The organism is Hymenobacter sp. UYAg731, from assembly GCF_054061335.1.
The window spans coordinates 733,725-746,664 of record NZ_JBSSEC010000002.1; the positions used below are offsets into that span (position 1 = coordinate 733,725).

Below are 12,940 nucleotides of genomic sequence, written 5' to 3' on the forward strand. Positions count from 1 at the left end.
GGCTGGGCCACGGTGGTTACACCATTGCTCTTTCCTTTGGCAGCTTTCGCGGCTGAACCATTGGTAGCCTTTGGGGCCGTCGTTTTTTTAGAAGCAGCTTTTACTTTCGTATCCGCCATAGCACTTTAAGGAAAGAAATAATTCGCGTTGGGAGGGCGAAATTACGTAAAACTGCTGGCAAATCCGCACCTTATGACTCTAGACTCCCTCCAGCTTCTTTTTTTTAAAAATTACGATGACGCCGCGCTTCGCTTATCGCCCGGCCTCAATTGCTTCATCGGCGATAATGGAAGCGGCAAAACCAACTTATTGGATGCGATTCACTACTTATCGCTAACGAAGAGCGCCATTACCGCTTCCGATGCGCTTTGTATCAAGCAAGATGCTGATTTCTTTGTAGTTAAGGGTATTTTTTCTACTAATATTGATTCTGAGAAAGAAACCATCCAAGTAAGCCTCCGGCAAGGCCAGAAAAAGACTGTTACGCACGACAAGCAGGCCTACGAACGCATGGCCGACCACATCGGTCGCTATCCGGCCGTGCTTATTTCGCCTTACGACACGGACCTTATCCGCCAGGGTAGCGAGGAGCGTCGCAAGTATTTCGACAGCCTGATGGCGCAGCTCGACCATGAGTTTCTGGAGCAGCTCATTGCCTACAACTCTTTGCTGCGCCAGCGCAATGCGGTACTCAAACAAGGCAGCGGCCAGAGCAACGCCCACGGCTTCGACCGTGAATACCTGCTGGCTCTCGATGAGCAACTCGCGCCGTTGGGTCAGCAGCTCACGGCGCTACGCGAGGCCTTTCTCGTCGATTACCTGCCCATCTTTCAGCGGCACTACGAACAACTGGCCGACGGCCGCGAGCAAGTTATGCTTTCTTATAAAAGCCAGTTGGCCGGAGTTGATTTTGCTCAACTGCTCCGCCTGAATGAACGCAAGGACTTCGTGCTGCAGCGCAGCACCGTGGGCTCTCACCGCGACGACTTCGTTTTTCTGATGAATGACCAGCCAGTGAAGAGCCATGCTTCCCAAGGGCAGCAGAAGTCGTTTGCCATTGCGCTCAAGCTGGCCCAGTTTGAGCTGCTGGCAGCCAAGCAGCAGAACAAACCCCTGCTCCTGCTCGACGACATCTTCGACCGCCTCGATGATAAGCGCATCGCCCGCCTGCTGGAACTGGTAGCCGACGAAACATTCGGCCAGGTTTTCCTGACCGATACCAACCTGGAACGCACCGACCAGGCACTGGCACGGGTGACCGTTCCCATCCTCCGATTTCGGGTGCAGAACGGCACCGTGGCACCGGTTTAGGCTCCTGCCGGCCGTACATTTGCGGGCACTCAACTGGCATCCTTTCGTCAGCTGACTTTGCCCAAAGCCTTGTGAAAAAACCTTCCGCTTCTTCCCGCTCCGGCGATATCATTCCACTCAAGGAAGGCCTCGAAGCGCTGGTCCGGGCTTACCGGCTTCAGGGCAAGCTCAACGAGGTAACCGTAGTGTCGAGTTGGGAGCGGGTGATGGGCAAAGCCGTCGCGTTGAAAACCCAGGAGGTCTATGTGAACAAGGGCCGTCTGTTTGTGCGTCTCAGCTCTGCTCCGCTCAAGCATGAGCTCCTTATGGCCAAGACCCGGGTAGCCGAACTTATCAATGCAGCGGTTGGAACAACGGTGGTAACAGAAGTCATCTTTCTGTAGGCACTGAGCGTTTATTAATTCACAGCCGGGGATTCAAGAACAGATAGCACAGCGAGGCTGACGTTTGGCAGCCCAACTATGCTCCTGCATTAGGTCCCGGCTGGATAACTATTACGCCCCGCAACACCCTATATTTTTTTTGCGGCTTACCCCCTAGTGAGTCGCTCGTCCCTAACGTATCACATAGCATCACGACAAAATTGTTTCACGTGGAACATTTTTGTCACTTCGGGCCATACACTTTTAGCAGGAGCTCATTGTAGGCTTCCAGAAGCGCTATGTACTTAGTCTGGAGCGTCAATAGCTGTTTAGACAGGTCAGGGTCAGTATTAAGTGTTTGTGTTACACGAGGTGTAACACTATTGACAACAGATGGCCTTGGGACACTTGTTACAAATGGAAATACAGGTTGCTGTATGTTTGTAAAGTTGTCCGAAAAATTATGGTTGATTATTTCGCCAACTTTCTTTACAAAGCTGTAATCAATAATTTCATCTTTGAATTTACGGTATATGGTCGGGCGTGTAATGCCCAACTCCTCGACGATACGAGTAATTGAAATACCACTGTTTTTGATGGCTTCCTGAAGGATTTCGCCTTGGTGTGGCATAGAGAGTGTGTTGCGTAACGCTTATGCAAATATGTTAAACGCAACCCGATTAAACAAGGGCATGCGAACAATAATTACAGGTGTTACAGACATGCAACACCCGGCTTGTATTGTTACATCATTACAGAATACATTATACAATAATTACAGATATGCTTTACAATACACTATTGTAATACAAAACACCTTTTCACTGATACACTGAAGCGCTTACATAGACAGGGGTCACATGAGCAATTCAAGCACAAAAGCACTCCTCTGTAATTTCCTGCTGATTTTATTCGGCGGTCAGAGCCAGAAATAGGTTGGGATAATCAGTGGTTATGCCGTCTACGCCTAGTGCGATTAAGTTCATCATATCGGCTGGTTGGTTTACGGTCCATGGTACAAGCCGGAGGCTGGGGTACTGGCTCCGCAACTGACGTACAGCGGCAGTTGTAACGCTGGTAAAATCGGGGCCTAAGGTGGTGGGCACAAAGCCTAGTTCCTGCACACCGCCAAGCCAGGACTGTTCAGCCTCGAGCAGCAGGCAGGTGTTCAGGTCGGGCGCATACTGATGGGCAATGAGAAGAATCCGCTGGTCAAAACACAGTAAGGTGGTGCGGGCTGAAACCTGGGCATTGCTGATTTCAGCCAAGACCAGGGGCAGGAAATTTTCGGGGGCGGGATGGAATATGTTGTCCCCTTCTGGGCTACTCTTTATTTCGATAGCATACCGGACAGGCGGGCGGCCGGAAGTGCGGGTCGCGGCCTCGGTGGCAGCCAGTACATCGCGGAGCAAAGGCTTGTAAGCCGGCGCAGAAAGTTGCTCTGGAAAGGACGGATGACGCCGCTGGCCGCAGTCGCATTGGCGAATGGTGGCATAGGGCATCTGGTATAGATTAAAGCGTGGAGAAGAGCTGTTCTCGATGGCTTGGCCTTCCGGGTCTAAGCAAATAGCCGGATTGAGCCAGGGCTCGTGGGAGACAACAACCTGGCGGTCGGCCGAGATAACCACGTCCATTTCCAGCACATCGACGCCAAGGGCGAGAGCGTGCAGAAAGGCGGGCAAGGTATTCTCGGGACGCAGGCCCCGGCAGCCGCGATGGCCATGGAGCTCGGGGATTCGAGGATGAGAAGGGGCAGGCATGAAATAAGAGGCTAAGTGAAAAGCGAAGCTGGAACGGGCTACGTGCATCAGGTAAGCAGAGAGGTATTCACTACGGGGTTTGGGGTAGTTTTGTAGCTCACCCTAACCGTTTACGATTTCATGAAAAAACTACTGCTACTTGTTGTACTACTAGTTCTCGCTGCCGGCGGGTACTATTACTACCGAAGCCTGAAGCAAGGCCCGAGTGGCGCATTGGTTTCGGCCGCCGCTGCGGTGCAGACGCACGACATGGCGATGTTTGAGAAATACGTCGACGTGAACAGCGTAACTACCCACCTTGTAGATGACGTGGCCCAGCAGAGTTCGGCCCTGACCTCGCTGCTGCCCGGCGGCAGCCTGATGATGGGAGGAGCCATGCGGCTGCTGAAGCCAGCCCTGGCCAAAGCCGCGCACCAGGAAGTGCAGCGCTATGTGGAAACGGGCTCGCTGGAAGCAGCAGCGGCGGCAGCCCCAAAGCGCCTAGTAAACGTCTCGCTAACGGGATTGGCCAGCAAAATTGTGAACCCGGATAGCGAGTTTAAAGGCATCAAGTACACCCGCGAGGAAGGCGACAATGCTTTCGTAGGCCTGGAGGTGACGCAGCCCAAATATGACACTACGATGGTGGTAGAAGTGAAGATGCGCCGCCAAGGTGACCATTGGCAGATGACGCAGATAACGAACAGTGGCGAGCTGCTGCGCGGCGTGGCGCGGCTGGAAAAGAAGCGACTACTGAATTAGCCGGCGTTAGAGCCCGGCCTGAATCGGGAGGCTGATTTTAACATTTACTTCAACAAAAAACCCCGACCAGAGTGGCCGGGGTTTTTTGTTGAAGCGGCAACTGTCTAGCTGCGGCCGGAGAAGAGGAAGTAGATGATGGAACCACCGAAGGGGAAGAACCAGATGATAAGACCCCAGATGATTTTCTTACCAATGGACCAATCCTGCTTGATGAGGCTGATGAACGCAAAGACGGCGAACAACAAATACAGCACGCCAAAGATGGTGAGGGAACCATCGGCGCGGCGGCCGCTACCGCAGGAAGTCAGAAGGACCGAAGTGACCAGGCTCAGCAGGAGAGCCAATGAGGGGATGCGGTTGCGAAGGGAGGAGAGCAGTTGCATTTCAGGTTGGGGTAAGAGGTGAATATGGCCCTGTACGCAAACCTGCTCAAATAGATATAGAAAAAGGCAATTAAATCAAATTAATTAACTGATTATCAAATTATTGACTTCAAAAACAGGCCTATTTGCCGGACAAATTCATTGCCAGCAGCCGGTGTGAAGAGCAAGGTGAACACCACGCCGTAGATGGCCCCGTAGAAATGGGCGTCGTGGTTGATATTATCGCCCCGACGGCGGCCTTGGTAGTAGGAATAGGCCAGGTAGAGAAAGCCGAAGATGAAGCCGGGAATACCCACCGGGATAAACATCATGTAGATTTTATTCAGGGGCGAGTAGACAACCCCGGCGAAAAGTACGGAAGCCACGCCGCCGGAGGCCCCAAGGCTGCCATAGTCGCGGTCGTCGCGGTGGCGGAAGTAGGTGGGGATATCGGATACCACGATGCCGCCCAGGTAGAGGAGCAGGAAGCGCCAGATGCCGCCCACGGCCCCGAAGCCATCGAGGCCGGGCGCGCCGGTGCCGCTGGCCAGTACACTCAGCACAAGTTGGCCGAAGGAATAGAAGGCAATCATGTTGAAGAGCAGGTGGCCCCAGTCGGCGTGCAAGAAGCCGGAGGTGAGGAAGCGATACCACTGGCTGTTGTCGCGGGCCATGCGGTAGGGCCGCAGTATCCACGACTCCATGAGTTCGTGGTTGGACCAGGCGTAAGCGGAAACGAGGACCGTGAGGCCGACGAGAATCAGAATTGGGTTGAACACGGGATATAAGGGGTGTCGCACATGCTTTCGCTTGTGCATCGTGAGCACGGGCACAAGCGAAAGCATGTGCCAGAAGGGAACGAAGCACCTAGCTTTCGCGGTCCATCAACTGGAGCGCCAGCTGATGCAGGGGCTGCTTGCGCTCGGCGGGGGCCGCTACGCGCTCCAGATGTTGCAGGGCATCCTGGAAATAAGAGTTGATGAGAGCTTCGGTCTGGGGGCGAATTTCGAGCTCATCGTAGATGGCGCGCACGGCCTGCACTTTGGCGTCGGCATCGGATACGGGCTGGCCGATGTGCTGGGCCAGGATGGCTTGCTGGGCGGGGCCAGCTTGGGCCTGGGCGGAGAGCAGGAGGAAGGTTTTCTTGTCGGAGATAATGTCGCCGCCCACGCGCTTGCCGAAGGTGGCGGTGTCGCCGTACACGTCGAGCAGGTCGTCGCGCAGCTGGAAGGCCAGGCCGATATCGGTGCCGAACTGACGGAGGTGCTCGGCATCCTCCTCGGAAGAGCCGGCGAGGCGGGCCCCCAGCTCCAGGCAGAAGCCGAGGAGGACGGCCGTTTTCAGGCGAATCATATCCAGGTACTGGGCAATGCTGACCTGGGGTTCTGTCTCAAAATTCATGTCCCACTGCTGGCCTTCGCACACCTCGGCAGCCGTCTGGCTGAAGCGGGCGAGGATGCGCGGGAGCAGCGCCGGCGGCACGTCCAGGAATAACTCATAAGCGCGCACCAGCATCACATCGCCGGAAAGGATGGCCACGTTAGGGTTCCACTTTTCATGCACGGTGGCCTGGCCGCGGCGCAGGGGGGCCTGGTCCATCAGGTCGTCGTGGAGGAGGGTGAAGTTGTGGAAGACTTCGGTGGCGAGGGCGGGCTTGATGATGCCGCTGAGGTCGTCGGTGAAGAGGTGGGCCCCTAGCAGCGTAAGCAGCGGCCGGATGCGTTTGCCGCCCAAGCCCATGATGTAGCGGATGGGGGCGTAGAGGGTTTCCGGCGCCTGCCCGTAGTCGAGCTGGGCGAGGGCGGCGGTGATGTTAGCGGGGAAGTCGGCTGGGGTCATAGGTGGTGCAAAGAACGGCAGGCGCGGGGAACCTCACATGACACCTGCGGGGCGGGCCCCACTCCTTGGGGAGATGGGAGCCCAGAAGCTTTTGGTTATAAAATTTGATTCTGCTGGCATCAACAAAAAAGTCCCGACTCTAGCTTGAGTCGGGACATTAAGAACCGTCAGGCCCCCTTCTTCCCAAGGAGAAGAGCGAGGAGGTTACCGGCGCTTGCCTTTGAAGCCGCCACCCTTGCTCCCACCCTTACCGCTGCTGTGGTCGCGGTAGCCGCGGGGCTCGCTGCTGCGCTGCTTGCGTTCCTCGGCTTCGCGCTTTTTCACGTGGTCGGGACGGTCGTCCACCAGCTCGAAGTCGATGGTGCGGTCGAGGAGGTTGGCAGACTTTACGACCACCATCATTTCGTCGCCGAACTGGATGATGCGCTTGTTGTTCTTGCCGACGATGCGGTAGTTGTCCTTATCGAGCTCGTAGAAGTCGCCGGGGATGTCGCTGATGCGGACCATGCCCTCGCACTTGTTCTCCTCGATTTCGATGTACATGCCGCGCTCCGTCAGGCCCGACACCACACCCTTGAAGGTATTACCGATTTCATTGGCCATGAACTCAACCTGCTTGAATTTGATGCTGGCGCGTTCGGCGTTGGCCGCTAGTTTCTCGCGGGCCGAGGAGTGCTTGCACTCTTCTTCCACGGGCTCGACGGGCACGTTCTTGCCGCCGAGGAGGTAGTGCTCCAGCAGGCGGTGGGCCATCATGTCCGGGTAGCGGCGGATGGGCGAGGTGAAGTGCGAGTAGTGCTCGAACGCCAGGCCAAAGTGGCCGAGCGGCTCGGTGGTGTAGATGGCCTTCGACATGGTGCGAATGGCCAGCCCTTGCAGCACGTTTTGCTCGGGCTTGCCCATCACCTCGGAGCTAAGGTTGTTGAGCTCGGTGCTGATTTTCTTCGGGTTTTCGAGCTTGAGCTTGTAGCCGAATTTCTGGGCGAAGAGGGCGAAAGTCTGGAGACGTTCGGGCTCGGGCGCGTCGTGGGTGCGGTACACCATGGTGAAGCGCGGCTTGGTCTTTTTGAGGTTGAACACGAACTCGGCCACCTTGCGGTTGGCCAGCAGCATGAACTCCTCAATCATCTTGTGCGCATCCTTCCGCTCCTTCACGTACACGCCGAGCGGCTTGCCGTTGGCATCGAGCCGGAACTTCACTTCCTGGGTTTCGAAGGTGATGGCCCCCTGCTTGAAGCGCAGCGCACACAGCTTATGCGCCATGTCGTTCATGATATTTATCTCCTCGGCGTACTCGCCCTCCTTGCTTTCGATACGCTCCTGGGCGTCCTCGTAGCTGAAGCGGCGGTCGGAGTGAATAATGGTTTTGCCGAACCACGACTCGTAGAGCTTGCCGGCTTCATCGAGCTCGAACACGGCCGAAAAAGTCAGCTTGTCCTCATTGGGGCGCAGTGAGCAGAGGCCGTTGGAGAGGCGCTCGGGTAGCATCGGAATCACGCGGTCGACGAGGTACACGGAGGTGGCCCGGTGCTTGCCCTCGCGCTCCAGCTCGGTGCCTGGGCGCACGTAGTGGGTAACGTCGGCGATGTGGACACCGATTTCCCAATGGCCATTTTCCAGCTTCTGAATGCTCAATGCATCATCGAAATCCTTGGCGTCGGCGGGGTCGATGGTGAAGGTGGTGATGGCGCGGAAGTCGCGGCGGCGGGCAATTTCATCGGGCTGAATCACCTCGCTGATGCCTTCCGATTCGGTCTGCACTTCCTCCGGGAATTCGAAGGGCAAGCCGAACTCGGCCATAATGGCGTTTATCTCGGCCTCGTTGCCGCCGGCCGCGCCGAAGTTGCGGATGACCTCGCCCACCGGCTGCCGGCTGCTGTCCTCCGGAAACTCGTTGATGCGGACCAGCACCTTGTCGCCATTCCGCGACTCGTGCAGCAAATGCGGCGGCACGAACACATCGAAATACACCTTGCGGTTGTCGGGCTTCACGAAGCCAAGCGTCCCCTGAATCTGGATGCGGCCCACGATTTCGGGGCGCACCCGCTTGAGCACTTCCACCACGTCGCCCATCGGGCGGCCATCGCGTGAGCCGCTGCGCAAACGCACCCGCACCACGTCGCCCTGCAGGGCAAACTTGAGTTGGTCGGTGAATACACGGATGTCGTCGGAATCACCCGTGCCCTCCGGCACCACGAAGGCGAAATTGGGCGTAGCCAAATCGACGGTGCCGATGACGGTGTTGGACGGGGCGCGCTCGGGACGGTCGTCGCCGTCCACGTAGTCGAAGCCGGCTTCACGGCGGCGGTGGACAATGGGGTCGCGGCCGAACTGGTCCTGCACCGAAAGGGTACGCGGGGGCTTCACCAACGACCCGCCTTTTTTGCTCGATTTTTTGGCGCTGGACGGCATCAAAGCGGCCGCCACGGCATCGGTGTCAGCGAGGCGGTATTCGTCGTTTTGCAGCAGCGTAATAAGGCCGTTTTTGCGCAGCACCTTGATGTGGGCAAATATTTCCTCACGCTGGCCCTTGGTGGTGACGCCGAGGCGGCGCGAGAGCTGGCGGTAGGCAATAACTTTGGTCGGGTTATCGGCGAAGACGTGCAGGACCTGGTCCTGGGTAATGGCCGCGGGTTCGGGCTTTTCGCGCTGGGCGCGGGGAGCCTTGGGGTTTTCGGGGGTATTCATGTAAAAAGGTAGCCGCCGAAAAGTTGATTGGTCGCAGGCGGCGAGAGCGGAAAAATGAGTGGCTGGCTGGGCCGCGCCGCTTAGTGAAACGCGGGCCGGGCCGGTAGGTTGTAGCGTGGACTCTGCGAGTCCACGCGGGATTGAGATTGACGCAGTAACAGCCAGAATCTGGAGCTTCGTCAGCGCTACTTAAGTAGCGTCCGGCAGCGCAAGGTATAAGGGCTGGCTGAGATGTAGCGCGGACTTTGTAGTCCGCGTCCCCGCGCAGCTTGGTATTCGTTCGGGTTTCCGTCGGGGACGCGGACTACAAATTCCGCGCTACAGCTTACGCCCGGCTGGCTACGGCGGCTTCGATATCGGCCAGACTATCCTTTGGGATGGCGGCTAGCAGGCCTTGGGTGTATTCGTGTTGCGGGTGGGCGTAGATGGCCGCCGCCGGGCCGCTCTCCACGATGCGGCCCTGGTGCATGACCAGCAGCCGGTCGCTCATAAACCGGGCCACGGACAGGTCGTGCGTGATGAATAAATAGGTGATGCCGAACTCGCGTTTGAGGTCGTTGAGCAAGTTCAACACCTGCGCCTGCACCGAAACGTCGAGGGCCGAAACAGACTCGTCGCAGACAATCAATTTGGGCTGCAAGGCCAGCGCCCGGGCAATGCAGATGCGCTGCCGCTGCCCGCCGCTGAACTCGTGCGGGTAGCGCTGGAAATGCTCGTCGCGCAGCCCCACGGTACGCAGCAGCTCCAGTACTTTCGCCTTTTGCTGCTGGCGGGTGCCGCCCACGTTATGCACGCGCATAGGCTCCCAGATGGCCTCGCCCACGGTCAGCATCGGGTTGAGGGCAGCGTAGGGGTCCTGAAACACCAGCTGCAAATCGCGCCGACGACGGCGCAAGTCCCCGCTCGACAGCTTCGCCAAATCGGTCCCTTCAAACAGGATGCTGCCCGCCGTTGGTTCCGTGAGGCGGAGCAGCGCCCGGCCCAGCGTGGTCTTGCCGCAACCGGACTCGCCCACGAGGCCGATGGTTTCGCCGGGGTAGAGCGTGAAGCTGACGTCATCCACGGCCCGCACGTAATCAGTAGCGCGGCGGAAGAAGCCCTTGCGGAGCGGGAAATAGACCTGGAGGTTCTGAACCTGGAGAAGCGGCTCAGAACCGTTAGGCGCAGCGGCCACAGTGGGCGCAGCAGTAAGCTCGACAGGGCGTGGAACATCCCCCAAAACGCCATGTTCCACGGGGAACGTTTTGGCGGTTTCAATTTTATCGTGTAACTGCTGGGCCTCCACTTCGGGCGAAGATTCCGCAAGTGCCTCATCTGGAAGCGAAACAACCGGCTCGGGCTGGGCCAAAAGCTGCCCGCTGGCGTCTTCCCGCATGAAATCGGCCACCACGGGGAGGCGTTTTTTGCCCACCGAGAGGCGCGGACGGCACGCCAAAAGGCCTTTTGTGTACGGATGTTGCGGATTTGAAAAAATATCCAGCACCCTCCCCTGTTCCACGACCCGGCCCCGGTACATCACCAGAATGCGGTCGGCGATTTCGGCCACCACGCCGAGGTCGTGGGTGATAAAAAGGACGGCCGTGTTGTGCTGGCGGCGCAGGTCGTCAATCAGGCGCAGCATGCGGGCCTGCACGGTCACGTCGAGGGCGGTGGTGGGCTCGTCGGCGATGAGTAAAGCCGGGCGGCAGGCCATGGCCATGGCAATCATGACGCGCTGCTTCTGGCCGCCCGAGATTTCGTGCGGGTAGCTGCCGAAAATGGCTTCGGGGCGCGGCAGCTGCGCCTCGGTGAATAGCTCGATGGTGCGGGCCTTGGCGCCGGCTTCGCTGAGGTCGGTGTGCAGGCGCAGGGCTTCCACCACCTGGCTGCCGCAGGTGTACACGGGGTTCAGCGAGGTCATCGGCTCCTGGAAAATCATGCCGATGTCGTTGCCGCGCACTTGGCGCAGGTCGGTTTCGGAGAGTTTCAGCAGGTCGGTCTGGCCCAGCTTTTCGGACTGGAAGAGGGCCTGGCCGTTGGCAATGCGGCCGGGCGGCATCGGAATCAGCCCCAGCAGCGCCAGCGAGGTCACGGATTTGCCCGAGCCGGATTCGCCCACAATGGCCAGCGTTTCGCCCCGGTGCAGCTCAAACGACACGTTGTCCACGGCCCGCACGTCGCCGCGGTGGCTGGAGAATTCAATGGTGAGGTTGGAAACGGTGAGCAGCGGGTTGGGCACGGAGGGAATTATGGGTGGCAGTTTGGGTGATTTTGAGCGGCTGTAGGCTGTTTTGAGCTATTCAGGTATGCAAGAACGTCAACACATGTGAACGGTCATGCTGAGCGCAGCCGAAGCATCTCTACCGCTTCGTTGGGGTCAGCCTTCCCAAGTCTCTAAATCAACGGCCTGCCAGGTCGGATTAAATGCTGTAATCAGTGCGTCTTTCTTCCGGCGTGTCCAGCCTTTCAATTGCTTTTCACGGGCTATGGCCTGCATAGCGTCAGGTGATAGTTCAAAGTAAACTAGCAAATCAGCCTGATACCGCCCAGTAAATTTCCCTGCATCTCCCCGGCCGCTACTGTGCTCATAAAGCCGTCGCGAGAGGTCGTTGGTGACGCCGATGTACAAAACGGTTTGGGTTTGATTTGTCAGGATGTAGACGTACATGCTGAGGCATTTAGAATGTTATGCTGATTCTGTCAAAACGATTATAGTATGTCTAATTCGGTAATTGAGAATCGATAAAGGCCATCCAGTACTTTGTCTATGTGGAAAGTACATTGTAGAGTTAAGTCACTTTCTTGATTATCAAACCACAGTAAGATATCTACAAAAATCCTATCCGGTATATCTGCATGTCTAATCACACCGATTCTGTAGGTTTTATCGTCTGGAATTAACGTCACTGCACCACCATATGCCTCAACAGCATTCTCAATATAATTTGGTGGTGATTCCTGACTACAATCAAGCTCGTGTAGCAGAGCATAATTCTCATCAAACAAACAGTTTACGATAAAGGAAGCAGTAGCTTTTATTCTGTTCTTTTTCATTCACTGTTGAATTTTATCGCATTCACTCAACGAAGCGGTAGAGATGCTTCGACTTCGCTCAGCATGACCGTTGTTACGATTACCGTTCAACGTTCTGCCCCTCTCCCCTACTACGCCAGCTTCTCAGCATCGGCGGCGACTAGGGGCTGGGGCTCGTTGGGAGCGGCTGCGGGCTGCGATTCGTTGAAAAAGCGGCTCTGGTTGAGCAGAATCAAGGCAACGCCGATGAAGATGGACGAATCGGCGATGTTGAAGATGGGGAAGCCGCCGCTGTACGAGCCGCCGATGAGGGGCCAGGATTTAGGGAAATAACCCACGTACAGCGGCACGAAAATCATGTCGATAACCTGGCCGTAGAACCAGCGCGTGGGCGAGCCTACCGGGGCGTTATTGTAGATAATTCCGTAGAAAATCGAGTCAATCAAGTTTCCGACCGCGCCGCCGAGGATGAGAGCCATACAGGCGATGTAGCCGGCCGCCACGCGCTGGCGGCAGAGGCGAACAATGTAGTAAATCAACCCACCCACGGCCAGCATGCGGAAGCCGGTGAGCACCAACTTGCCGTAGGGCGCGGGCAGTTCGGCCCCGAAAGCCATGCCGGGGTTCAGCGTGTAATTCAGTTTGGCGAATTGACCGAGAACGGGGATTTCGCCGGCCGAACCAAGCTGCATGTAGGTGTGTACCAAATACTTCGATAGTTGGTCGAGCGCGATGATGAGCAGGGCCAGCAGGAAGAATTTAGCCGCGGAATGCTGGCGGGTGGTGAGCGTTGGGTGCATTGTAGAATAGGCAACGGGAATGCAAAGAACGGCAGGAAGTGTCGCCCTCCGCGTTCACCTCACCC

13 protein-coding genes are annotated in these 12,940 nt (G+C 57.1%); 3 read left to right on the forward strand and 10 right to left on the reverse strand.

The window, feature by feature from the left end; all coding sequences use genetic code 11:
* Positions 1 to 192: 192 nt before the first annotated feature.
* Positions 193 to 1,311 carry a DNA replication/repair protein RecF gene (gene recF, locus ACVWYF_RS07550; protein ID WP_457066225.1) on the forward strand — a complete coding sequence of 373 codons (1,119 nt, stop codon included), beginning with the start codon at positions 193 to 195 and terminating at the stop codon, positions 1,309 to 1,311.
* A 71-nt stretch (positions 1,312 to 1,382) separates the two neighbouring features.
* On the forward strand, positions 1,383 to 1,694 hold the full coding sequence (locus ACVWYF_RS07555) for a DUF721 domain-containing protein (RefSeq protein ID WP_457066227.1): 312 nt from the start codon (positions 1,383 to 1,385) through the stop codon (positions 1,692 to 1,694).
* A 223-nt stretch (positions 1,695 to 1,917) separates the two neighbouring features.
* Here ACVWYF_RS07555 and ACVWYF_RS07560 read toward each other — a convergent pair whose 3' ends face one another.
* Both ACVWYF_RS07560 and ACVWYF_RS07565 read right to left on the reverse strand, forming a co-directional pair.
* Entirely contained in the window at positions 1,918 to 2,304 is a 387-nt protein-coding gene (locus ACVWYF_RS07560) for a helix-turn-helix domain-containing protein (RefSeq protein ID WP_457066229.1), read from the reverse strand.
* 277 nt (positions 2,305 to 2,581) lie between these two features.
* Positions 2,582 to 3,433 (reverse strand): glycerophosphodiester phosphodiesterase family protein, encoded by an 852-nt coding sequence (locus tag ACVWYF_RS07565; RefSeq protein ID WP_457066231.1) that lies wholly within the window; start codon positions 3,431 to 3,433, stop codon positions 2,582 to 2,584.
* Between the two features lie 120 nt (positions 3,434 to 3,553).
* Here ACVWYF_RS07565 and ACVWYF_RS07570 point away from each other — a divergent pair, with 120 nt between their 5' ends.
* A complete protein-coding gene (locus ACVWYF_RS07570) occupies positions 3,554 to 4,174 on the forward strand; it encodes a hypothetical protein (RefSeq protein WP_457066233.1) in 621 nt (206 codons plus the stop codon).
* 104 nt (positions 4,175 to 4,278) lie between these two features.
* Here the strand turns inward: ACVWYF_RS07570 and ACVWYF_RS07575 are convergent, their stop codons facing one another.
* From ACVWYF_RS07575 to ACVWYF_RS07610, 8 genes are all read right to left on the reverse strand, one after another.
* Positions 4,279 to 4,557, reverse strand: coding sequence for a PLD nuclease N-terminal domain-containing protein (locus ACVWYF_RS07575; protein WP_457066235.1), 279 nt, complete (start codon positions 4,555 to 4,557; stop codon positions 4,279 to 4,281).
* A gap of 95 nt (positions 4,558 to 4,652) precedes the next feature.
* Positions 4,653 to 5,315 (reverse strand): rhomboid family intramembrane serine protease, encoded by a 663-nt coding sequence (locus tag ACVWYF_RS07580; protein WP_457066237.1) that lies wholly within the window; start codon positions 5,313 to 5,315, stop codon positions 4,653 to 4,655.
* An 88-nt stretch (positions 5,316 to 5,403) separates the two neighbouring features.
* Entirely contained in the window at positions 5,404 to 6,375 is a 972-nt protein-coding gene (locus ACVWYF_RS07585; protein ID WP_457066239.1) for a polyprenyl synthetase family protein, read from the reverse strand.
* Between the two features lie 204 nt (positions 6,376 to 6,579).
* Positions 6,580 to 9,063: a ribonuclease R gene (gene rnr / locus ACVWYF_RS07590; RefSeq protein WP_457066241.1), complete on the reverse strand. Its 2,484-nt coding sequence runs from the start codon at positions 9,061 to 9,063 to the stop codon at positions 6,580 to 6,582.
* A gap of 325 nt (positions 9,064 to 9,388) precedes the next feature.
* Positions 9,389 to 11,281, reverse strand: a complete 1,893-nt coding sequence (locus ACVWYF_RS07595) for an ABC transporter ATP-binding protein (RefSeq protein WP_457066243.1) — start codon at positions 11,279 to 11,281, stop codon at positions 9,389 to 9,391.
* 138 nt (positions 11,282 to 11,419) lie between these two features.
* On the reverse strand, positions 11,420 to 11,710 hold the full coding sequence (locus ACVWYF_RS07600; protein WP_457066245.1) for a GIY-YIG nuclease family protein: 291 nt from the start codon (positions 11,708 to 11,710) through the stop codon (positions 11,420 to 11,422).
* A gap of 41 nt (positions 11,711 to 11,751) precedes the next feature.
* Positions 11,752 to 12,096 (reverse strand): DUF7668 domain-containing protein, encoded by a 345-nt coding sequence (locus ACVWYF_RS07605; RefSeq protein WP_457066247.1) that lies wholly within the window; start codon positions 12,094 to 12,096, stop codon positions 11,752 to 11,754.
* 110 nt (positions 12,097 to 12,206) lie between these two features.
* Positions 12,207 to 12,875, reverse strand: a complete 669-nt coding sequence (locus ACVWYF_RS07610) for a lipoprotein signal peptidase (protein ID WP_457066248.1) — start codon at positions 12,873 to 12,875, stop codon at positions 12,207 to 12,209.
* Between the last annotated feature and the right edge of the window lie 65 nt (positions 12,876 to 12,940).

What these genes read in the sequence shown, in the direction of transcription:
- recF (WP_457066225.1), top strand. Translation starts at nt 193, where the DNA reads ATGACTCTAGACTCCCTCCAGCTTCTTTTTTTTAAAAATTACGATGAC.
- ACVWYF_RS07560 (WP_457066229.1), bottom strand. Translation starts at nt 2,304, where the DNA reads ATGCCACACCAAGGCGAAATCCTTCAGGAAGCCATCAAAAACAGTGGT.
- ACVWYF_RS07565 (WP_457066231.1), bottom strand. Translation starts at nt 3,433, where the DNA reads ATGCCTGCCCCTTCTCATCCTCGAATCCCCGAGCTCCATGGCCATCGC.
- ACVWYF_RS07570 (WP_457066233.1), top strand. Translation starts at nt 3,554, where the DNA reads ATGAAAAAACTACTGCTACTTGTTGTACTACTAGTTCTCGCTGCCGGC.
- ACVWYF_RS07575 (WP_457066235.1), bottom strand. Translation starts at nt 4,557, where the DNA reads ATGCAACTGCTCTCCTCCCTTCGCAACCGCATCCCCTCATTGGCTCTC.
- ACVWYF_RS07585 (WP_457066239.1), bottom strand. Translation starts at nt 6,375, where the DNA reads ATGACCCCAGCCGACTTCCCCGCTAACATCACCGCCGCCCTCGCCCAG.
- rnr (WP_457066241.1), bottom strand. Translation starts at nt 9,063, where the DNA reads ATGAATACCCCCGAAAACCCCAAGGCTCCCCGCGCCCAGCGCGAAAAG.
- ACVWYF_RS07600 (WP_457066245.1), bottom strand. Translation starts at nt 11,710, where the DNA reads ATGTACGTCTACATCCTGACAAATCAAACCCAAACCGTTTTGTACATC.
- ACVWYF_RS07605 (WP_457066247.1), bottom strand. Translation starts at nt 12,096, where the DNA reads ATGAAAAAGAACAGAATAAAAGCTACTGCTTCCTTTATCGTAAACTGT.
- ACVWYF_RS07610 (WP_457066248.1), bottom strand. Translation starts at nt 12,875, where the DNA reads ATGCACCCAACGCTCACCACCCGCCAGCATTCCGCGGCTAAATTCTTC.